The sequence below is a fragment of the Rhizobium sp. PP-CC-3G-465 genome (assembly GCF_004343445.1).
Lineage (GTDB): Bacteria > Pseudomonadota > Alphaproteobacteria > Rhizobiales > Rhizobiaceae > Ferranicluibacter > Ferranicluibacter rubi.
In genome coordinates this window covers 1-21814 of the sequence record NZ_SLYH01000009.1, presented here as the reverse complement: position 1 = coordinate 21814, position 21814 = coordinate 1, and the positions used below count along the sequence as shown (strand labels likewise).

At 60.5% G+C, this 21814-nt stretch carries 18 protein-coding genes and 1 pseudogene; 7 read left to right on the top strand and 12 right to left on the bottom strand.

Going from position 1 to position 21814, the window contains the following annotated elements:
* Positions 1-210 precede the first annotated feature (210 nt).
* The 6 genes from pqqA to C8J33_RS21955 all read left to right on the top strand — a co-directional run bounded on the left by pqqA (position 211) and on the right by C8J33_RS21955 (position 4835).
* Positions 211-306, top strand: a complete 96-nt coding sequence (gene pqqA, locus C8J33_RS21980; RefSeq protein WP_110730827.1) for a pyrroloquinoline quinone precursor peptide PqqA — start codon at positions 211-213, stop codon at positions 304-306.
* Between the two features lie 18 nt (positions 307-324).
* The gene (gene pqqB, locus C8J33_RS21975; protein WP_132665349.1) at positions 325-1230 is read left to right on the top strand and encodes a pyrroloquinoline quinone biosynthesis protein PqqB; all 906 of its coding nucleotides are present in this window, start codon (positions 325-327) and stop codon (positions 1228-1230) included.
* Positions 1223-2017 carry a pyrroloquinoline-quinone synthase PqqC gene (gene pqqC, locus C8J33_RS21970; protein ID WP_132665348.1) on the top strand — a complete coding sequence of 265 codons (795 nt, stop codon included), beginning with the start codon at positions 1223-1225 and terminating at the stop codon, positions 2015-2017. The genes pqqB and pqqC overlap by 8 nt, the downstream gene beginning before the upstream one ends.
* Positions 2014-2313 carry a pyrroloquinoline quinone biosynthesis peptide chaperone PqqD gene (gene pqqD / locus C8J33_RS21965; protein WP_110730829.1) on the top strand — a complete coding sequence of 100 codons (300 nt, stop codon included), beginning with the start codon at positions 2014-2016 and terminating at the stop codon, positions 2311-2313. The genes pqqC and pqqD overlap by 4 nt, the downstream gene beginning before the upstream one ends.
* The gene (gene pqqE, locus C8J33_RS21960; RefSeq protein ID WP_132665347.1) at positions 2310-3440 is read left to right on the top strand and encodes a pyrroloquinoline quinone biosynthesis protein PqqE; all 1131 of its coding nucleotides are present in this window, start codon (positions 2310-2312) and stop codon (positions 3438-3440) included. Before pqqD ends, pqqE begins: the two co-directional genes overlap by 4 nt.
* 93 nt (positions 3441-3533) lie before the next feature.
* Positions 3534-4835 carry a PQQ-dependent sugar dehydrogenase gene (locus C8J33_RS21955; protein ID WP_132665346.1) on the top strand — a complete coding sequence of 434 codons (1302 nt, stop codon included), beginning with the start codon at positions 3534-3536 and terminating at the stop codon, positions 4833-4835.
* A 379-nt stretch (positions 4836-5214) separates the two neighbouring features.
* Here the strand turns inward: C8J33_RS21955 and kduD are convergent, their stop codons facing one another.
* The 8 genes from kduD to C8J33_RS21915 form a co-directional block, all read right to left on the bottom strand.
* Positions 5215-5973, bottom strand: a complete 759-nt coding sequence (gene kduD / locus C8J33_RS21950) for a 2-dehydro-3-deoxy-D-gluconate 5-dehydrogenase KduD (protein WP_165910781.1) — start codon at positions 5971-5973, stop codon at positions 5215-5217.
* Positions 5957-7042, bottom strand: a complete 1086-nt coding sequence (locus C8J33_RS21945; RefSeq protein WP_132665345.1) for an ABC transporter ATP-binding protein — start codon at positions 7040-7042, stop codon at positions 5957-5959. The genes kduD and C8J33_RS21945 overlap by 17 nt, the downstream gene beginning before the upstream one ends.
* Before the next feature lie 10 nt (positions 7043-7052).
* The gene (locus tag C8J33_RS21940) at positions 7053-8120 is read right to left on the bottom strand and encodes a carbohydrate ABC transporter permease (RefSeq protein WP_110730833.1); all 1068 of its coding nucleotides are present in this window, start codon (positions 8118-8120) and stop codon (positions 7053-7055) included.
* Positions 8117-9073 (bottom strand): carbohydrate ABC transporter permease, encoded by a 957-nt coding sequence (locus C8J33_RS21935; RefSeq protein ID WP_110730845.1) that lies wholly within the window; start codon positions 9071-9073, stop codon positions 8117-8119. Before C8J33_RS21935 ends, C8J33_RS21940 begins: the two co-directional genes overlap by 4 nt.
* 157 nt (positions 9074-9230) lie before the next feature.
* Complete coding sequence (locus C8J33_RS21930) at positions 9231-10499, bottom strand: ABC transporter substrate-binding protein (RefSeq protein WP_132665344.1); 1269 nt, start codon at positions 10497-10499, stop codon at positions 9231-9233.
* A 55-nt stretch (positions 10500-10554) separates the two neighbouring features.
* On the bottom strand, positions 10555-13050 hold the full coding sequence (locus C8J33_RS21925; protein WP_132665343.1) for a hypothetical protein: 2496 nt from the start codon (positions 13048-13050) through the stop codon (positions 10555-10557).
* On the bottom strand, positions 13047-13883 hold the full coding sequence (gene kduI / locus C8J33_RS21920) for a 5-dehydro-4-deoxy-D-glucuronate isomerase (protein ID WP_110730835.1): 837 nt from the start codon (positions 13881-13883) through the stop codon (positions 13047-13049). The genes C8J33_RS21925 and kduI overlap by 4 nt, the downstream gene beginning before the upstream one ends.
* Entirely contained in the window at positions 13880-14926 is a 1047-nt protein-coding gene (locus C8J33_RS21915) for a glycoside hydrolase family 88 protein (protein WP_165910786.1), read from the bottom strand. The genes kduI and C8J33_RS21915 overlap by 4 nt, the downstream gene beginning before the upstream one ends.
* Positions 14927-15123: 197 nt before the next feature.
* On the opposite strand from C8J33_RS21915, the gene C8J33_RS21910 reads away from it, so the two are divergent.
* Complete coding sequence (locus C8J33_RS21910) at positions 15124-16176, top strand: LacI family DNA-binding transcriptional regulator (protein ID WP_110802825.1); 1053 nt, start codon at positions 15124-15126, stop codon at positions 16174-16176.
* Positions 16177-16447: 271 nt separating this feature from the next.
* Here the strand turns inward: C8J33_RS21910 and C8J33_RS21905 are convergent, their stop codons facing one another.
* The 4 genes and pseudogenes from C8J33_RS21905 to C8J33_RS21890 all read right to left on the bottom strand — a co-directional run.
* Positions 16448-17041 (bottom strand): hypothetical protein, encoded by a 594-nt coding sequence (locus C8J33_RS21905; protein WP_110802824.1) that lies wholly within the window; start codon positions 17039-17041, stop codon positions 16448-16450.
* A gap of 8 nt (positions 17042-17049) precedes the next feature.
* Positions 17050-17520 carry a transposase gene (locus C8J33_RS21900; protein WP_110730839.1) on the bottom strand — a complete coding sequence of 157 codons (471 nt, stop codon included), beginning with the start codon at positions 17518-17520 and terminating at the stop codon, positions 17050-17052.
* A 268-nt stretch (positions 17521-17788) separates the two neighbouring features.
* On the bottom strand, positions 17789-21052 hold the full coding sequence (locus tag C8J33_RS21895) for an error-prone DNA polymerase (protein ID WP_132665342.1): 3264 nt from the start codon (positions 21050-21052) through the stop codon (positions 17789-17791).
* A 10-nt stretch (positions 21053-21062) separates the two neighbouring features.
* Positions 21063-21814 (bottom strand): annotated as a pseudogene (locus C8J33_RS21890) (DUF6504 family protein); the annotation flags it as partial.

The window sequence follows — 21814 nt, the reverse complement described above, 5'->3', positions numbered from 1 at the left end:
AGGTTGTTCTGTCGAATGCTTTAGTCACGCATTTGTGACGTTGCTGTTTCAGCGCTTAGATTGGGCAGATCTCGGGCTTTCGGGTTCAACCACAGAGGCTACGACCTCTGCCTATCGTTCCAACAGGAGAGCGAGCCGTTGACACCTCTGGCCCCGCTCCTATTTCCAAATCGAGGTCTTAAAGATCTCGCAAGCATATGGAGTACTCTCATGAAATGGACTGCACCAAAATTCGTTGAAGTCAGCTGCGGAATGGAGATCAATCGCTACGCAGAAGCAGATGGTCCTGGGCCAGTGCTGTTCTAGTTGCAAAAGCACGGCTCGATGACCGGCATTCGGTTTCTCGTGCTTGGCTCTGCTGCTGGCGGCGGTCTGCCACAATGGAATTGTAATTGTTCCAATTGTTCCGCCGCCCGCCGCCCTTCGTCCGGCCTTCGCCCTCAGACCCAATCGTCCCTTGCCGTTAGTGTTGACGGGCAAAACTGGGCGATCTTCAACGCCTCTCCGGACATCAGGCAACAGATCCAGCAGACCCCGCAACTTCATCCTCGAGAGCTTCGCGACAGCCCAATCAAAAGTGTTGTCATCACCAACGGCGACGTCGATCACATCGGCGGCCTACTAACGATACGTGAAAGCCAACGGTTTGATCTTTTCACGACCTCCGCGATCGAGACCGTCTTGGTACAAAATCCGGTCTTTCGGGTCCTTAACCCACTCTTCGTATCGCGAAAGGTAATCCGCATCAACGATGCCTTCTCGCCGCTGGACGGCCTGGAAGCAAGAATATTTGCAGTGCCGGGAAAAGTTGCCCTCTACATGGAAGAGGGAGAACCGGAGCTGGGTGTAGAAGGAGAGCAGACGGTCGGTATTGAGTTCGCGATCCGCGACAAGCGCGCGTACTATATACCAGGATGCGCAACCCTTCCGATGTGGCTCGCCGAACGCGTGCGGGGTGCAGACCTGGTATTTTTCGATGGCACGATGTTTACTGACGATGAGATGATCCGCGTCGGCGCCGGTACTAAGACCGCGCTGAGGATGGGCCATATGCCGATTTCCGGTGAGGGGGGCAGCTTGGAAGCTTTAGCTGCTCTGGAAATAAGCCAACTGGTTTACGTGCACATCAACAACACCAACCCAATCTGGCGTCGAGGCCCGGAGAGAAGGTTAGTCGAGGCGGCCGGATTTTTGGTAGGTCGAGACGGCATGGAGATTATACTTGACTAAAACGCAAGACAGAGCCGCCTTTGAGGCCCGCTTGCGGGCCATCGGCACGGCTCGCTATCACGATAATCATCCTTTTCATGCGATGTTGCACGCGGGCAAGTGCAACATAACTCAGGTTCGCGCTTGGGTCATTAATCGCTTTTACTATCAGAGCAGGATCCCCCTGAAAGACGCGGCCTTCATGTCGCGCTGCGAAGACCTATCCATCCGCCGAGCTTGGCGAAAGCGCATTGAAGATCACGACGGCGGGTCCGAGGATGGAGGGGGCATTCGTCGCTGGCTAAAGCTTGCCGAAGCGGTGGGTCTCGATCCCGACTTCGTTGCCTCGAACAGAGGTGTTCTGCCAGGGACACGTTTTGCCTGTGATGCCTACGTCCGATTTGTCCGCGACATGCCTTTGCTTGACGCAATTGCAGCCTCACTGACCGAGCTTTTCGCACCTGCCATCCACAAGAACCGCATTGCTGGTCTGCTAGAACATTATGCGTTCGCGGATGATGAGGCACTATCCTATTTTCGCAAGCGACTCAAAGAAGCACCAGTGGATGTCGCGTTTGGCCTCAACTACGTGCTTGATCATGCCGACTCCGCGGAGAAGCAGGATGCGGCAGCCGCGGCACTTACTTTTAAGACAGACGTACTCTGGTCACAACTCGATGCGCTGCATCACGCCTATGTCTCACCATGCCTTATCCCCCCTGGCGGATGGAATGGTAAGGACGGAGTGACAGGCGATCTCGGGCAAACTAACTCGATGGAATCCATGTTGGAGCGGACAGCCTTATGAACGACCCGGTTACTGTCACCGTCACGGCCCAGACGGTCGCGAAGCTGGCCCGCGGCGTCCGGTTGCGCGAAGATCCGGTGCGCGGTCAGACCGTTCTGCTAGCGCCGGAACGAGCGCTAGCGCTGGACGAGATCGCTGTGATGATCGTCAAGGCTCTTGATGGCGAACGCAATTTAGATGCGATTGCTGAAGAGTTCGCGTTGCAGTTCGAGGCTCCAAAGGAACAGATCATCGGCGACGTAATCGCGTTTATAGACGAGTTTTCAAAGCGGCGTATGCTGGAGCTGAAATCTTGACCGAACATGTCAACGTCGGGCCTTTGGACACGGCGGTCTCACAACACTTGCAGGTTCCGCCACCGATTGCCATGCTCGCCGAACTGACGCACCGCTGTCCGCTGGCCTGTCCTTATTGCTCAAACCCGCTGGAGTTGGAAAACCCCACAACTGAGCTTTCAACAGCCGAATGGATCGATATCTTTCGCCAAGCTTCAGCAATGGGTGTGCTGCATTTACATCTGTCCGGCGGCGAACCCGCATCCCGTCGTGACCTGACCGAGCTGACGGCTGGTGCCGCCGATGCTGGTCTTTATACTAACCTGATCACCTCTGGCATCGGGCTCACTGAAGCCCGCATCGCGGACCTCGCTGCTGCCGGACTTGACCATTTGCAGCTGTCGATCCAAGGCGCCACGCCGGTGTTGGCTGATCGGGTCGGGGGCTACAAGGGCGGGTACCAGCGCAAGATCGCGGTAGCTGAATGGACGCATGCGGCCGGTATTCCGCTAACGGTTAACGCAGTCTGCCATAAGCAAAACATGGACGAGCTCGGCGACATGTTGGATCTGGCAGTTAGACTTGATGCCCGTCGCATCGAGATCGCAACCGTTCAGTTCCACGGGTGGGCCGACAAAAACCGCGAAGCGCTCATGCCGACACGCGAGCAGTTTCTGAAAACCAACGCCTTTGTCGAGGAAGCCCGCAAACGTCTCGAAGGCATTATCGTGATCGACTATGTCGGTGCCGACCACCATGCGACCTACCCGAAAGCCTGTATGGGCGGCTGGGGCCGCACGGGCCTTAATGTCACCCCATCCGGTCGCGTTCTGCCCTGCCATGCTGCCGAGACCATCCCTTCCCTGCAGTTCGACAATGCCCGCGACCGGCCGCTTGCAGATATCTGGTACAGCGGCAGTGCCTTCAACGCGTATCGTGGCGACAGCTGGATGCCGGACCTCTGTCGGACCTGCGAGCGCAAGGAGATCGATTTTGGCGGCTGCCGCTGTCAGGCGATGGCGTTGTTAGGTGATGCAGCTGCCACCGATCCAGTTTGCGTGCGCTCGCCGCTTCGATCCTATTTGGTAGATCGGGCAGAGGCAGAAAGTCTAGCTGCTCAGCCCGCGTTCGTATATCGAGGTCGATAGCGGGCATTATGTTTTCAACTAGTGCTCATCGAGCAAAAGCTTTAGCTGTGCCGTTGATGTTCCCTATTACCTCCCGATTGTTAAAGGTATCCCATGGCTAAAACGTCTCCCCTCGCCCGCATTGTTGCCTTGGTCGGGCAGGTCGCGGTCGCTATCCGTCATTCGGGAGATGACATGCGGGAGCCAGCTTTTGGTACAGCACCAGTGATTCCGGGAGGCAAGCCTCAGGGTAAGGTGCCTACTTTGAAAATGCCGACGGCGAAGGGCTGGCAAGGCGATCACAAGCCGTCAGCCGCAGCGGGGCTGAAGGTCAACGCTTTTGCGCGGGGACTGGTGCATCCACGCAATATGCATGTGTTGCCCAATGGTGATGTTCTAGTCGCCGAGTCGATGGGAGAGCGGGAAAAACCACGCGGCCTGTTCGAACATGCCATGTCGGCCACGATGCAGCGGGCAGGTGCTTCAGGGGATAGCGCCAATCGTGTAACGCTTCTGCGAGACGCGGATGGCGATGGTGTGGCTGAGGAAAGGTATACCTATATTGAGAGTGTCCGGCAGCCCTTTGGGATCGTAGTAGTCGGAGAAATGGTTTATGTCGGAGCAAGTGACGCGCTTCTGGCCTATCAGTACAAGGCTGGTGCGACCAGCATAACGGAGCCTGCCACGAAATTGATGGATCTGGTGCCGGGCGGGCACTGGACGCGAAATCTTATCGCCAGCAGGGACGGTACCAAGCTCTATATTGCTGTGGGCTCTCTGACCAATATTGCAGACGGGGGCATGGCAGTCGAAGAAAACCGCGCCTGCATTCACGAATACGATCTTGCGTCCGGTCAATCCCGCATCTTCGCCGGTGGCCTGCGCAATCCGGTGGGCATGGCCTTCGAGCCTGACAGCGGTATGCTTTGGACGGTCGTTAACGAGCGCGACGGGTTGGGGGACGAGACACCACCTGACTATTTGACGTCGGTGCGGGACGGCGGATTTTACGGTTGGCCGTTTTGTTATTGGGATCGCGTGGTGGACGATCGGGTGCCGCAGGACGCAGCCAAGGTAGCCTCGGCGCTACAGCCAGACTACGCGCTTGGCGGGCACACGGCCTCGCTCGGGCTTTGCTGGCTGCCTGAGGGAACGCTCCCAGGCTTTCCTGCCGGCATGGCGATCGGCCAGCACGGGTCTTGGAACCGCTCTAAACTGTCAGGGTACAAGCTGGCCTTCGTTGCCTTTGAGAATGGTAACCCCACAGGCTTGCCGCGCGAAATCCTCACCGATTTCCTGTCTGCCGACGAAAAACACTCATATGGCCGCCCGGTCGGGGTGGTGTTGGCAGCAGACGGTGCGGTGCTGATGGCCGACGATGTTGGGGATATTATTTGGCGTGTCACCAGCGCGTAAGAGTGAAGACAACAGCAGCTACCAGCACAAAGACATGCCGGAACTGAAAGGGCTCAGCACTTGAAAAGTGTGCAGGCGTGCGTGAATCTTGCAGGTCCTTTGACGATAGCCACTGAAGCAAGCGGCGCGGAGGGAAGGCTGAGTACGGCAGCGCAACTGCGCTTGTGAGGCTTCCAAAGCGCACGTCGGTCTCGGAGACCGGGGCATGATGGACATGTCGGCAGTGGGCTTTATAGTGCAAGATATCTTTTTTACTGCTGCTCCGGAGATGGAGTTAACCTTAGGGTCCGTGGACGCGCTCGCCCGCCTGTTAAACAGCTGTCGGGGACCAGGACGTTCTATCTCATGATGTCGGCCTAATTCAGCTTAGTATCTTTCACTATCGCACCATCCAGCCGCCATCCACCGGTAAGACTGTCCCTGTGACATAGGAAGAGTGAGAAGAAGTGAAGAAGAGGATGGCGGTAGCGAGGTCGGCAGTGGTGCCCCATCTGCCGGCGGGAATGCGCGCCGAGATCTGAGAGTGCCTGTCAGGGTCATTGCGCAAGGCTTCGGTATTGTCGGTTTCCATATAGCCGGGCGCGATCGCGTTCACCGTAATGCCCTTCGGCGCGAGTTCGTTGGCCATGGCTTTGGTCAGCCCGGCGACGCCGTGTTTGGAGGCGGCATAGGCCGGCACGCGCACGCCACCCTGAAAACTGAGCATGGAGGCAATGTTCACGATACGGCCGGCGCGACCGGTCGCAATCATGTGGCGTGCCGCTGCCTGCGAGAGGAGGAACACGGCTTTGAGGTTGACGTCGATCACGGCGTCCCAATCCTCCTCCAGAACATCGACGATATCGGCCCGGCGGATGATCCCGGCGTTGTTGACGAGGATATCGATACCGCCCATGGCCGAAATCGAGGCGTCTAGAACGGCCTGCGCGTCGAACGGCTTGGATAGATCGATGTGCTGTGCATGAAACCGCCTGCCGGTTGCCTTGATCAACTGCTCCGTATCCGGCATCGGCGAGGAGCCGATGGTAGCGATGTCGGCCCCGGCTTCCGCCAGCGCAAGGGCGAGACCTTGGCCGAGGCCCGTTCGTGCGCCGGTCACGAGCGCGGTCTTGCCGGTGAGGTCAAACAGATGTTTCAAGGCGAAGCCCCTTTTCGTCGAACAGGTGAAGCGGTGCGGCATCAAGCGAGAGGTCGATCTCCGAGCCCGGTGAGAAGCGGTGCTGGCCGGGCAGGACCACAAGAAGCTTTTGCCCTGCATGCTCGGCGTGCAAAACAGTCTCGGAACCGAGCGCCTCGATCATGCGGACAGTCGCCCGCAGGGACCGATCGCCCTCACCGAGCGTGAGATGTTGCGGGCGAACACCGAGCGTCAAGTCTGCGCCCTGCTGTAGAACCTGCCGACCTGCTTCGACCTCCAGGCGAGAACCGTCGGGTAGAGACAGCACGGCATGTCCGGGGCGAGCATTCTCTACTGTGGTTTGCAGAAAGTTCATGTGCGGGGCGCCGATGAAACCGGCGACGAAGCGATTTCCGGGTGTGTTGTAGAGCTCCAGAGGCGTGCCGACCTGCTCGATGCGTCCGGAACGGAGCACGACGATGCGATCGGCAAGCGTCATCGCCTCCACCTGATCATGGGTCACGTAGATCATCGTGGCTTTCAGCCGCGCATGAAGCGCGGCGAGTTCTGCACGGGTCGAAACGCGGAGTTCAGCGTCGAGGTTGGACAGAGGTTCATCGAGCAGAAACCCGACCGGACTGCGAACGATCGCCCGGCCGATAGCGACACGTTGGCGCTGCCCCCCGGAGAGCTGGCCGGGCCGACGCTTGAGATAGGGTTCGATCTCCAGCATGCGCGCTGCTTCAATGATCCGTTTGTCGATCTCCGCCTTGGGCATCCGCGCGTTCTCCAGACCGAAGGCAAGGTTCTGCCGCACGCTCATATGCGGGTAGAGCGCGTAGGATTGAAAGACCATGGCGAGCCCGCGATCGGCTGCCGTCACGCTATTGACGTTGCGGCCATCGATCTCGATATCGCCGCTCGTAATTTTTTCCAGTCCGGCGATAGCTCGCAGGAGCGTGGATTTTCCGCAGCCGGACGGTCCGACGAAGACGACGAGCTCGCCGTCCCCGATGTCGAGGTCGATGCCATGCAGCACGTCGATCGCGCCGAACGACTTCTTGACGTTGGAGAGTTTGATCTGGCCCATTGGCGTTTCCTTACTTGAGCCCGGAGCCGGCTATGCCGGTGGTGATGAAGCGCTGCAGGAAGATGAAGACGAGCACGACCGGGATCATGGTGACCACCGTCATGGCGAGGATGAAGTGCCACTGCACGTTTAGCTCGCCGGAATAGATGCTGAGGCCAACCTGAAGCGTATAAAGCTCCTTGCGCGACAGTACGATCAGCGGCCAGAGAAAGTCGTTCCAGCGCCAGACGACCGAAAAGATGGCGAGAACCGCCAGCGCCGGGGCCGTCAGCGGCAGGACGATGCGCCAATAGATCTGCCACTCCGAGGCCTTGTCCATGCGCGCGGCATCCAGAAGCTCGTCCGGAATGGTCAGCATGTACTGGCGCAGGATGAACACGCCCGTGGGCGTCGCCACCGTCGGCAGGATCACGCCCCAGAGATTGTTGAACAGCCCGAGCGACGAGATGATCGAGTAGAGCGGCACCATGATAACCGACAGCGGCACCATCAGCGTCGCGAGAATGATGAGCATGGCGAAGCTGCGGCCCCGGAACTCGTATTTCGAGAGCGCGAATGCTGCCATGGAATTGACGACGAGGGTGATGACCGTTGCCATCACCGTGACGAAGACGGAATTCCACAGGTAACGGAAGAAGTCGAAGTGGACGAACGGCTCGGTGTAGTTTTCGGTGGCGAAGGACAGTTCACGCACCGGTTGGCGGTCGTCGATATTGACTCGGACGGGCGGCGCGCCGGGGTCTGCGGGATCAATCATCTGGCTGAAAAGCCCGATACGGCGGATCTCGGCCATGCGTTTCGTGGTGCCGTCCGGCATTTTCGCGTCGTAAAGCGTCAGCGGCTGGTCATGGCCGGCGACCGTCACCTGCTGGCTGGCGTAAGGAAGAATGGAAGGTGGGAACTCGGCAAGCGCGGCCGGGGTCTTGAAGGACGAAAAGACCAGCCAGAGAGCGGGGCCGAACATCACGATCAGCCCGCCGATCAGCCACAGCCATGTGACGATATCGGTCCAGTGCCACCCCCGGCCGTGCATCTGGCTACCCCTGCGGCGGAAAATGAAGCTTGCGGCGCGGCTCATCTGCGTTTCCCCTTGTTCTCGCCACGCTTGCCGAGCCCGAGCTGCAACAGCGTCAGCACCACCAGCACGAGCCCCATTAGAATGGAAGCAGCAGCGGCGAGGCCCGGATTTCTCGGCTGTGAAACGAAGCCGGTTTCGTAGATGTACTGGGTCAAGAACAGCGTGCTCGTTCCGGGCCCACCGCCTGTGAGAATGTAGACCTCGTCGAAAACCTGCACCGCGCGGATGAGCGCCAGGACGATGACGACGACGAGGTTGGGCGCCAGCAATGGAAGGGTTATGCGCCAGAAGACGCGTGCCGGCCGAGTGCCGTCCATGGCGGATGCTTCATAGAGGTCCTTCGGGATGGCCTGAAGGCCTGCCAGCAGGATTAAGGTGTAGAAGCCCATATGCGCCCAGAGCGAAACGCCGACCGCAGCCATGAACGACCAGTCGCGATCCGTCAGCCAGTTGTAGGGCTCCATGCCGAAGGGGTATAGAATGAAGTTCAGCAGACCCTGCCGCTGTAGGATCCAGCGCCAGATGAGACCGACGACGACGGGCGACAACAGCACCGGGAAGAAGAAGACTGCTCGCCAGAAGGACCGGGCGGCAAGGTTGCGGTTGAGGATCAGCGCGGTGACGAGGGCTGCCAAAATCATGAACGTGACCTGCAACACCACGAACCAGAAGGTGTTACCGACGGCAGTCCAGAACGCATCTTCCTGGCAGGTCAGGGCATCGAGATAGTTGCTGCAGTCGAAAAGGCGCGCATACTGGTCGCCGCCGACATAGGTGCGCTCCGGTAGGAAGAGTGCGGATCCGCCCGTCATGGAATAGGCGACGTTGATGCCGAGCGGCAGGAGAACGAAGATCCCGAAGATCAGCATGTTTGGCGCAAGGAAGAACAGCGCCATGCCACTAAGGCCGGTCAGTCTCTGCAAGGCGCGCATGGGTGCATCGATCAGCCCCATCACAACGCCGACGGGTGTCTTGACGATGGTGCCCAGACGCTCCGGCAGGGTTGGCTTATTGGCGTTGGATACGGTCACGGGTCTCTCCTGTGCGCCTTTTTGTGCCGGAGAGCCCGAGCATGCTGCTCCGGCCCTTCGCGTTTCTCGATCACAAGCGTCAGAGCGCGGCGTCCTTGACCTTGGTCGCCACGTCGGCGTCGATGCGGGCGAACGCATCACCGACTGGCAATTCGCCGGCAATCGCCTGTCCGATACGGGCGACCAGCGCGCCATAGACCGTATCGGACCAGCGCCACCCCGGCATCTTCAAGGCTTGTTCGGACGTCGTCTTCGTCGCGTTCACGAAGATGTCGAGGGCCGCCTTGACCTGAGGATCCTGCGTCTTGAAAGCCAGATCGCCCTTGTCGATCACGCCTTTGTGGGCGGGAATGAACAGCGTGCGCTCGGAGAAGTCCTTCACGACCGCTTCGCTCGCGAGGTAGTCCATCACCTTGGCGACGTCTTTCGGGTTCTTGGTGTACTTGATCGCCACCAGCCCTGCGCCGCCCGGCATGCCGGTGCAGGAGGCCGGGCCGCAAGGGCTGCCCTTCGCAACCCAGTCGAAGCCGTTACCGATCTTGGTTGAGAAGTTCGGAACCTGCCAGGATCCGGAATAATAGAAGGCAAGTTGAGCGTTGATGAAGTCGTCCGCCGCGGCGCGATAGGTCTGCCCGGCAGCAGAGACCCAGACATCCTTGCTGATGGTGCCGTCTTCCGCCCATCCGACGAACTTGCCGATGAAGTCCTTGGCGCCCTTGTCGAGTGGCGCTGGCTTGCCGTCCTCGCCGATATAGTTGGCGCCATAGGCAATGTTCGGCGCGGAAATGCGGTGGCCGGAGCGGTCGAGCGCCATGGCAAAGGGAATCTTCTGGCTTTCGGCGACTTTCCGCGACGCCTCAGCCCAGTCGTCCCAGGTCGCGTCCTTACCGGGAAGGTCGACACCTGCCTGCTCGAACAAGGTCTTGTTGGCAAAACCGCCCGTCAGCGTAATCTGCGTCATGAAGCCGGAGATCTGGTTCGAGCCGTCGGGGCGCATCCAGTCCGCCTGCGCGCCGAAGTTCGTGTCCCAATACGCCGCGTCGGCAACGAGAGGGCGCAAGTCCAGCCAGTGGCGACTGAGGTCCTTCAGCGCGGTCACGCGGGCGATGTCTGGCCCGTTGCCGGCTTCGAGCTGAATGGGCAGCTGCTCCTTGACCACACCATAGGCGACGTTGTCGATGATTACGTTGATGTCAGGGTTCTCAGTCCTGAAACGGCTGATCAGATCGGCGAGAACCTCGCCTTCGATCCCGTCCGAATACCACATGATCCGCACGTCGCCGGCGTGAGCTGCGGTCGAGGTTAAAAGGGCGAGCGTGGCGCCCGCCAGAAGCGATCTCATTGTCATGCGCATATCCTCCTCCTTGTAAAGACGGGCCTCCACCCGTCCGTGATGACGCCGTCTAGGATGCGGTTTCGGATACCGAAAGCATCGTCGCCTCTCCCTTGACGGTATAGTCCGATCGGGCAAGGCGGCGGCCTTCCGCTTCGACGCTGCCGTCTGCATGAAAATGCACGGTGCCGTAATCGGGATCTTCGATCACAATGGTGCCCTCGCCCTCTTCGCTGGCTTCGAGCGCTGCAAATCTCGTCTCTACGGTCCTGAGATCTGCGGCACTGCAGACGCGTACGATCCATCGAGTTTTCATACCGTACTGCCGAAGCTCGAGCCCGGCCGAGGGACCCTCGGTCACGGGAAAGAGGGGCGATGCCGCTTTCAGCATCACCGCGCCGAAGCCGGATCGCGCCAGAGCGATGTGGCCGGAGATGGCGGATTCGTCGAATTCTGCGACGGGAAACCAGGCGTGCGTGAAGCCCGGTTGCTCCTCATTGACCGTGAACTCCAGAATGGCGAGACCGCGATACTGCTGGGTGCGGGCAATCGTTCCGCAGCCGCCCCAGTAGGACGGGCGACCGTAGCCGAACTGGATCGTTTCGCCGGGATGGTTGATCCAGATCGAGGCCTCGGGCGTCTCTCCGATGCGCAGATGCAGGATCGTCTCCTGATAGCCCCACTCGTTCCAGCGGTAATGCGCTGCGGAACCCATGGCGAAATCGGCGCTCTTGTAGTGGTAGAGCGCGGCGAAAGCGTTCTCACCTTGCGCAAAGCGCCACTCCTGATGCTCGTCGCTGTGGTGGTTCGCAATGTCGGCCAGTTCTAGCGGTATGATTAAGCCGTGGTCGCGCAGGCAGACGGCGAGTTGCGGCAGAGCATGCACCCGTCGCCCATACCAGCCGCGGCCCCAAAGGAGACGGGCAACGCCCGAAAGCTCCAGCGAGCGTCCGGCGCACAGCGTGTGCTCATAGGATCGCCCCTGAGCCGCAGTAACCATGCCGTGATGGGCCGAGCGGGCGATGATCTCGCAGAGGCGGACGATGCCGGCCTTGGCGCGCTTGGCAATGTCGTCGTGCGGTGAAAGCGCGGCCAGCGCCGTCAGCCCTTTGAGATCGATCGGGAAATACGGGGCTGAATTGAACTCAGCCATTTCCCAGTGTTCGAAATGATCGAGCCATGTGCGGACACGGGCAGCGCCGACGGCACTCTGTTCCGCCCCTGTGCGGCCGGAGCGCACGAAGGTCGCATCCGGCAGCAGGGCGCCACTCAGATAGGCACAGGTGTGAAAGAGCAGAGCGTGGTTCTCGGAGAAGTACCACTGCACGTCATTGCCCGGCTCATCCATCCAGAAGCGATAGTTGAGGACGGCGGCGTCGATGCGGTCGCGGAGGCCGGCGTCGATGTCGGCGCCCCAGACGGTTCGCGACCAGATCAGCGGCACGAGCGAGAAATCGGCGCAGTCGTGGCAATCCTCGATCAAGGGCAGGATTTCGGCGATCATGGCGTCGGTCTCCACCCCACCCCGACCGCTGGCGAGACGGGCAAAAGCGCGCACAGTGTCGCGTTCGGAGTCCTGCGAAATCGCGTCCAGTGTTTCCGTGATACGGTCTTTCAGAGCCTCCGGTGCGTCGCCCTGCCGTTCCGCGTGGCAGATTTCGACGCCGAGCGAACGCGCCGCCACGAAACCGCCAGCATCGAGCGTGATGCGGAAGTGCCGGAAATCGGCCGGCGCGCTTTCAGCCTGGCCGATCAGCAGCGTGGTTTCGCCAGCCTTCAGCTTGAAATCGAAGTCGAAGCGTTCGCGTGACATGAAATCGCCCTCGATGGCGACGTTCACATCCACATCCAGCGCGAGCGGTTCTGCCAGACACAAGGTGATGTCACCTCCGAAATAGTGCGGGCGGTCGAGATGCATGCCGTCGAGAGCGGCCTCCAGACTTTCGGCAACCGAGCCGGGCACCGGAACAGGAACGCAGACACGGGCCGCCGGACCGGAGAGATAATCCATCTGATAGAAATAGCGGGCATCGCGCTCTGCCAGATCGTCGAAGAACAGCGTGATTTCGTTACGGCCCTCGACAAGCGGCAAGGCGAAATCCTGTTTGACCTCGAGATTGCGGCTGTAGGGCGCGATCCAGCCGATTTCCTCGCCGTTCAGCCAGAGAACGGCACCGCCGCAGGTGCCCAGCCGGATGTTCGCCATGCCTGCAACGTCTGCGTCAACGGTCGTTCTGGCCCATGTGGCAAGCCGGGTGGGGCGAAACCAGAAGCCGGAGAGATCGAGGCGCGGCGAGCCAAAGGGCAGCCACCAGCGCGTACCCACGAACGTACCGCGCACATCGGGGCGGTTACCGCGATATGTGTCAGCGAAGATGGTGCGGCAGGGATATTCATGAGGAATGAAGTTCTTGACCTTCGTCAGGAAGAAGAACGGATCCATCTCGCCCTTCATGGGCATGTCGGGAACGTCGAAGCGCGCCTCTTCCGTCCTGCCGACTTGCCAATAGCAAATGGCAGCACCCGGCTGAAGAGGCTTTTCAATCCAGTGGGTTTGCGCGCTCATTTCAGATCCGCCAGTGCTACGGGGGAGACGTCGTTATATTCCTGATTTTCACCGGTCATGCCCCAGACGAAAGCATAGGGACCAGTGCCCGCACCCATATGAATGGACCAAGCAGGCGAGATGAGCGCCTGAAGATCGGCCACCACGAGATGGCGGGTTTCTTCCGGGCGGCCCATCAGGTGAATGACGCGGTCTTCAGGTGCGAGGTCGAAATAGCAGTAGGCCTCCATCCGCCGCTCGTGAAGATGCGGCGGCATGGTGTTCCAGACGCTGCCTTCGGCAAGATCCGTTATGCCCATGAGCAGTAGGCAGGATGGCGATACTTCCGGATGGATGTACATCCTGAGCTGTCGCACATTGGAGCGCTTCGCATCGCCAAGTGCAAGCAGCTTGGAGTCCGCGGCCCTGATCAGCCGGTGCGGCAGATCCGCACCTGCCGGAACCGAATTCATATAGAAGCGGGCCGGAGCATCCGGATCTCGACTTGAAACGACGATCTCGCGCGCACCGCGCCCGATATAGAGCACGTCGCGATTATCGAGCGCGAAGGTCTCGCCGTCGACGGAGATCGTGCCGGAGCCGCCAAGATTGGCAACGCCCATTTCCCGCGCCGACAGGAGAAACGGCGTGCCGATCTCATCGCCGGCACCAAACGCGATCTGCTCGCCCGTGGGAACCGCACCGCCGACGATCAGGCGATCGACATGCGTGTACGTCAACTGCATCTTTCCCGGCTGGAACAAGTCTTCCATCAGGAACTCCGCCCGCAGCCGCGCAGTATCGTAGCTCTTCGCGTCGGTTGGACCGGCTCCGTAGAGAATGTTCATCGTCATAACGTCTGGTCTCCCGTTTCAACGTGCCGAAGTGCCTCGGACAGGCAGAGAATGGCGAGCGCCTGCCCGTATCCTGTCGGCTGGATGGGAATATCCCGGTAAAATTGGAGGTCGTGACCCATGCGGGTTCCGTAGGACACGTTGAGCACGGTGCCGCTCTCGTCGATATTGTCGAGGACCGCCTGCACCGCACGTAGGCCGGCCTCCTTCCAGCCCGGCGTACCCAGTCCCAGTCGAAAGCCCTTGAGAAGGCCGTAGCCGATGCCGGCCGTGGCGGAGATCTCCTCGTAGGAGCCTTCATCGTCGAGCAGCGTGCGCCAGGCGCCCGACCGCGCCTGCAACGGCAGAAGGGCATTCACCTGCGAAACGAGCACACCAAGCAGATAGGCCTTCACCGGCTGCGGCATCTCGGCGAGATCGAAAAGATCCAGCATCCCGGCCGTGATCCACGCATTGCCCCGCGCCCAGCGTGCCTCCGCGAAGTTATGCCGTCCGTCAAACGTCCATCCGTGGAACCAGAGCCCGGTTTTGGTGTCGGCAAGGTAGCGGGTGTGGACGAGAAACTGAAGGGCCGCCTCATCGGTCAGCTCCTTGCGGCCGCTTGCCTGCCCGTAGGAGGCGAGGAACAATGCGACCATGTAGAGCGTGTCGTCCCAGAGTTCGTTGTCGTTGACCTTGTCGGAAACGTGATGCTCGAAGGCGCCTTCTGACGTCCGGCCCATTTCGGCAAGCACGCGGCTTGCCCATTCGTCCAGCGGCTTTTCCCAGCGCGGATCACGAGTCTCGTTCCAGAGCACGGAAAGCGCCAACATCGGCGCGGTGGTATTGACGTTGAGAAGGGGCAGACCGGCAGCAAGCCGCTTTTCATACCATCCTTCGATGAGAAGCTTGAGATCGTCGCGGCCCGTGATTTGCCAGAGACGGACGAGACCGTAAAGCCCCACGCCCTGCGGCCATTCCCAGCTGTCGAACGAGATGTAATCACCAGCCGTGCCGTCCAGATTCGGCTCATCGAAGCGACCGTCGTGACGCAGGCCGGTCATGCCCGCAACGATCAGGTCGAGCTTCGAACGGATCTCTCCTGCGGATAGCAGCACGGTGTTGTCTCCTCTCCCACGGACGGTTTGAAACCGACCGACCTTCCCGCTTCTCCCGAGCGGTGAGCTGATGAAATCACTCTCATAAAGTTTGCGCAATCTGAAAATTTTTTGCAGTATGCGGTCTCAAGGAGAACTTCCTCATGGCTATTTCGCCCCTGCCCGGTAAACGCGGAACCAAGAGCCGCCGCGTGCGGCTTGAGGACATCGCCAAAACGGTCGGTGTTTCGCTCAGCACCGTCTCGCGCGCGCTATCCGGCGAGAAAGGCGTGCGCGCCGACATCCGCGAGCGCATTCTAGAGGCGGCGAGAACGGCGAATTACGTGGTCCCAACGCCGATTGCCGGCAAGAAGGTCATTCTCGCGGCGTCGAGTGCGGCGATGATCGACTATGTCCGCAACCAGTTTACGCTGTACGTTCTGGAAGGACTGCGCGACCGGGCGCAGGCGCTTGGTCTGGAAATCGTCACGCGGTCAGTAGCCGGCCATGCTGAAGAAAAGACGATGCTGGACGAGGCCGGAGCCGATCCGGATGTGCTGGGCCTGCTCTTCCTCACCGTCGATGACGAAGCCATGCTCGCCGCCACCCGCGCATTTGCCAAGCCTGTCGTGATGATCAACGGGGACGATCCGCTGATGCGTCTGTCAAGCGTAACCCCCTGCAACCGGTCCGCAGCGCGACTTGCTGCCGAGCACCTGATTGGTCTTGGCCACGAACGCATTCTCTTCCTGATGCGTCCCGGCCGCCATACGATCGAGCGCCGCCGCGAAGGTTGGCGTGATGCGTTTCTGCACAGAAACCTTGCCTGTCCGGATGATCTCGTGGTGCTCGTGGACGACTGGCTCCCCAATCTCGCAGCCCAAGCTATTACCGCGCGCATTAGAGAGAATGGCCTGGACTTCTCTGCGATTCTCGCGGCCGGTGACAGTCTTGCCGTCGGCGCAATGACGGGCCTTCAGGAACAAGGCTACTTGGTACCGGCAGATGTCTCCGTCATGGGCATAGACGATCTACCCCAGGCAGCATTCGCCCATCCTCCGTTGACGACCATGCATATCCCCATGCGCGAACTCGGCTCCGTCGCACTCGACCTCCTGCGCGACAGTATTACGGGCTCTCCCATGCCCGCCCGCAGGATCGAACTCGCCTGCCATCTCGTCGAACGCGCATCGGTCTCACGGTTCCTGTCGCGATGATGTGCCTTAATTTCTAGGGCTGAATTTATCCATGATTGCCTAGAACCAAATCGAACCGACGGAGGCCGGCATTAAAGCTCGTGACCTGAACCGCGTTCGAGGTTCGTTCGTTGCATACGCGAGCCAACGAGGACATCGGTCGCATTGTGAGTTTTTGGTATCCCAGTCGAGCATCATAAGCAAAGTTGGTTATAGCCTTCGCCGCGATTGGTGACGCGTATCGCTTCGCAGCAATGGCGGTGCTGGCACAAGACGAGATCGGCTGACGGCACTATTTGGGAAACCGCTCGAGCATCTCCTTGAGACGTTTATTCTGGTCCAGGAGCCTTTGCTTGAAAAGCCTTTTAAGCTCTGCGTTTTCAGCATCAAGCTTAGCCAGTTGTTTTCGCGAAATCGATTCTATCGGGAAGGCTGGTCCTTCAACATCTTCAAACACGGAGACGCGACCTGGGTAAGTGTCCCCAGCGCACGCAGCCGCATTTGATTCAAGCTCGTAAAACGAGTGTGGTGCCGGTGATGCGGCAATTTCCTTGCTCGGTCTGCATTCTGGTTCGAGAACGCGACCGCCAGGGTTATCCGCCTTGTTTCTCGCTAACAAAGACTTGGCTCCCACCAAGGTGGGACGGCGTTCGGCCTCGGCCTCTGGCTGAACAAGGTGCTTCTCTGACACCTCCTGTTTGACTGCCTTGTGGTCATCGGCGGCCGCACAGAGGACATTTGCGCTCGTGGCAGGAGGACGATCCTGTTCGATCTCGCTGATAAGCAATGCGAAGTCTACGTCACCCCAAATCGATTTTTTCGGAACCTGCTTCTGACGACGGCCACCTTTATATTCCACCACGAATACTGGTTGGGATTTTCGCATGACGGTTCTCAGTACAACTCAAGGCGCCGACGTAGCTCCGCGTTTTCTGCACGGAGTTTTTCACCAAGGCTTTGCCGCAGTCTCTGGTTTTCTTCCTCAAGCTTAATGAGGTCGGCCAATTCATTGCTAAGGGACGGTGGTGCGGCGAATGGAGCGGTTGCGTTTGAGGCGGCGCCTTCGGGTTTTTCCGCCCGCTTCCACTGGTAATAGGTTTGATCCGAAATCCCAACGGCTTCAACAGCGGCCTTCAGCGAAACACCACCCTTCTCAAGGGCCTCTTCGATGCGGCGCAGTTTTTCGGTACGTTCCGAAGCTGTGTGGCGCTTGCTCTGGCGCGTTTTGGGCTCCTCAGTACGAGCCTTCTTTGAGGCCCTTTTTCGGGACTTCCGCCCTGCATCATCCGGCTGCTGAGCTTCCGTGGCCGCGGTATCCTCAGATACCTGAGACGCTTCGGGTTGCTGTTCATCGTCGTTCATCATGGCATTCTCCAAAGATCGGATTATATCGCGCAGTGATATTCATCTGCTACCGGGAACAGCAAAGGTCAGCAAGCTTGGTCCGTGGAAATGTGAATGTCTCGGATCAAATAGCAGAGCCGCCCTTGTGGCGTGGTCGCATCTTGCCTCGCCTGGGAGAAAGGGCGACCCGTTATTCGTACCCAAGTTGCATATCCAGGTCCGCGCGGCCAGCGACCCGACGGATAAGCAATCTGTACCGGGACCATTTCGATTGATCAAACAGACATCTCTACTGGAAGTTCCGCGCCTTCACCTTCAGCGTATCAATATGCAGGTCGCGCACGAAGATGTCCCGCGGCTGCGGCACTCGCTTCGGCCGGTCCCGCGCATCGCCGCCACCCACCGAGCCATGCGCGAACTCATCGCCACGCCCTGACGTGACCCTGAACGCAGCATCCATGTCCGCCAATGCTGACAGGTCGCCTGAGAGATCAAAGAGCTGCTGTGCCACGAGGTGAACGACTTCGCCTTCCCGTTGGATGCGCCCGTTGATCGCCATCATGGACGCCCCCAGTACCACGCGCCGGCGCTTCTCGAACAGGCTCGGCCAGACCACGATGTTGGCAGCACCCGTCTCGTCCTCGATCGTGATGAACATGACGCCCTTGGCTGATCCCGGCTTTTGGCGGACGAGCACGAGACCGGCGGTGTAAACCCAGCGTCCGTCCCTGCCCGTCATCGCTTCCTCGCAGGTGACCATGCTGCGCTTTGTGAGTTCGTTCCTTAGGAACGCGACCGGATGCTCCCGCAATGTCAGGCTGACATGACCATAGTCCTGGACCACATTGTGCCCCTCCGTCATTTGGCGCAGCGCCACCTCCGGCTCCTGCTGTTCGGCAATCGCTCGCATCTCGCGCTCCGTCGCGGCGGCAAACAGCGGTAGCGGCTCGTCGCGCAACGCCTTGATTGCCCAGAGCGCGTCCCGGCGCTCGAGCTGCAGGCTCGGCTGGAAGGCATCGGCCTCCGCCAACTCGACCAGAGAGGCCGCCGGCACATCGGATCGCCGCCACATGTCGTCGACGCTCTCGAAGGGATCGTCCATCCGGGCGGCGACGATCCGGGCGGCATCGGCTGCGGCCAGCCCCCGCACCATGCGCATGCCGAGACGCACAGCTCGCATCTTGGTGCCGGATATCTTCTCCAGCGTGCAGTCCCAGCGGGAGCGGTTGACGCAGACCGGGCGGATCTCGACCCCATGGGCGCGCGCGTCTCCGACGATTTGAGCCGGTGCGTAGAAGCCCATTGGCTGCGAGTTGAGGAGGGCAGCACAAAAGGCGTCGGGATGATGGCACTTCACGAAGTTTGAGGCATAGGCGATCAGCGCGAAGGACGCAGCATGGCTTTCGGGGAAGCCATAGGAGCCGAAGCCTTCGAGCTGGCTGAAGGTCTTCTCGGCGAACTCCGGTGAGTAGCCGTTCTTCACCATGCCCGAGACCAGCTTGTCCTTGAACCGGCTCACACCGCCTGTGAACTTGAAGGTGGCCATGCTCTTGCGCAACTGATCGGCCTCGCCGCCGGTAAAGCCCGCGCAAACCATCGCCACCCGCATGGCGCTTTCCTGGAAGAGCGGCACGCCGAGTGTCTTGCCGAGCACGGATTCGAGTTCAGGGGTCGGATATTCCACCTTCGCCTTGCCTTCCCGGCGACGGAGATAGGGATGAACCATGTCGCCCTGAATGGGGCCGGGCCGCACGATCGCCACCTGCACCACGAGATCATAGAAGGTCCGGGGCTTGAGCCGCGGCAGCATGGCCATCTGCGCCCGGCTTTCGATCTGGAAGGTGCCGAGCGTGTCGGCCTTGCGGATCATCGCATAGGTGGCAGCATCTTCATGAGGGAGGCTGCCGAGGTCGAGATCTTCGTGCTTGTGCTCGCGGATGAGGTCGAAGGCCTTGGACATGCAGGTGAGCATGCCGAGCGCAAGCACGTCGACCTTCATCATCCGCAAAGCCTCGACATCGTCCTTGTCCCACTCGATGATCTGCCGGTCAACCATGCTCGCTGGCTCGATCGGCACGAGATCATCCAGGCGATCATGCGTCAGCACGAAGCCACCCGGATGCTGGCCGAGATGGCGCGGGGCGCCCATGAGCTGTTGGGCAAGCGACAGCGTCAGCACCAGCCGCCGATCGTCCGGGTTGAGGTTCAGCTCCTTGACGTTCCTCTCGCTGACCGCCTCCGACCACGACCACATGCCGGACGAAAGCGCCTTGATCAGATCCTCCGGCAAGCCCAGCGCCTTGCCGACATCGCGGATCGCGCCCTTGGCCCTATAGCGGGTGACGGTGGAACAGAGCGCTGCCTTCTGATGCGTATAGGTCCTGTAGATCCACTGGATGACCTCTTCGCGCCGCTCATGTTCGAAGTCAACGTCGATATCCGGAGGCTCGTCCCGCTCCTGGCTGACGAAGCGCTCGAACAGCAGATCGTTGGTCTCCGGATCGATCGAGGTGATGCCGAGGATGTAGCAGACGGCGGAATTGGCGGCCGATCCCCGCCCCTGGCAGAGGATGCCTTGCGAGCGGGCAAAGCGCACGATCGAGAAGACGGTGAGGAAGTAGGGCGCGTAGCGCATGGTGCGGATGAGATCGAGCTCATGGCGCACGGTCTTCAGCACGCTCGGGGGCAGACCTTCGGGATAGCGATCGGGGATGCACTCCCAGACATAGTGCTCGAGCGAAGCCTGCGGTGTCTTGCCGAGAATGATCGCCTCTTCCGGGTACTGGTAGGTCAATTCCTCCAGACTGAAGGTGCAGCGGGACACGATCTCCATCGTGCGGGCGAGTGCCTCTCGGTGGCGCGGGAACAGACGCTCCATCTCCTCGGGCGGCTTGAGGTACCGGTCGGCATGGCGCTCGCGTTCGAAGCCGACCTCGTCGATGGTGGTGTTGTTGCGGATGCAGGTGACGATGTCCTGGAGCTGCCGACGGCGCGGCTCGTGGAACAGCACGTCATTGGTGACGACGGTGCGTACCCGGTAGCGGTGGGCGAGGATCTCCAGCTCATGCAGCCGCATCTGATCGTTCGGCCGGCGGCGCAGCGACAGAGCGAGATAGGCGCGGTCGTCGAAGACCCCTGACAGCTTGCGGAGCTGCACCGCGCAGGTCTCGTCAGGCAGATCGGGCACGAGCACGGCGATGAGGCCCTCGGCATAGAGTTCGAGATCCTCAAACGACAGGATGCAGTTGCCCTTGCCGCCACGGCCCTTGCCGCGCGTCAGAAGACGGGTCAGGCGGGAATAGGCGGCGCGGTCGGTCGGGTAAACGAGGACGGACATGCCGTCGGTAAGATCGAGGCGGCAGCCGACCACGAGGCGAATGCCGGTCGTGCGCGACGCCTCGAGCGCCCGCACGATGCCAGCAAGCGAATTGCGATCAACGATGCCCAACGCCTCGATGCCAAGCGCATGGGCGGTCGCAAACAGCTCTTCTGCCGAAGACGCACCACGCAGGAAGGAGAAGTGGGTGGTGACCTGGAGCTCGGCATATCTCATACGGCGTACCTCACGCGAAGATCCCGTGCAGGAACCAGCGGTGCGAGCCGGTCTCAAGGTTCTCGCCGTCGCCGCTGCGGAACACCCAGAAGCGCTCGCCGGCCTCGTCCTCCAGCGTGAAGTAGTCGCGCACCGCCGCACTCTCGCTACCGCGCTTCCACCACTCGCCAAACACACGTTCCGGCCCGTCCGCCCGCCTGACGCGTCTCCGCTTGCCCCGCCAGGTAAACGACACCGGCGGCTGGTCGGGAAGCAGCGCGATGACGTCGATCGGGTCGGGGTGGGCCAAAAGTCGCGTCGGGCGCGGCCAGTGCAGCGTCCATGTCTCCAGCACATCGGCGGCGGCCGCCGCAATCCGGCGCACGCTACGTTCCGGCACGTCGCTGGCAACAGCCGCATAGCGGTAGACCCTGTGACCGCGATTGCCGAAAATGTCGATCAACGGCGTGATGTCGCGATCGGTGTCATCGACAAGGGTTGATACACTCTGCGTCTCCTCCAGCGGCTCCGCCATGACGGCGGCCAGCGACAGCTTCTCGATACCGAAGCCCGGCTCGATCTTCTCGGTGCGGTCGCCGTGCCGTCCACTTTCTCCACAAGGAGATCGGCACGCCGGATGCCAAGCCCCCTCTCCTGCAGCTTCTCCACGAGCGCCACCACCAGACGACCGACATATTTGTCGATGGTCTCGGCGGCTCCGATGGGCTCGGCAAAGGAGCGCGAGACGACGATGAGGTCGGGGTCACGGACCGGATCGATCGG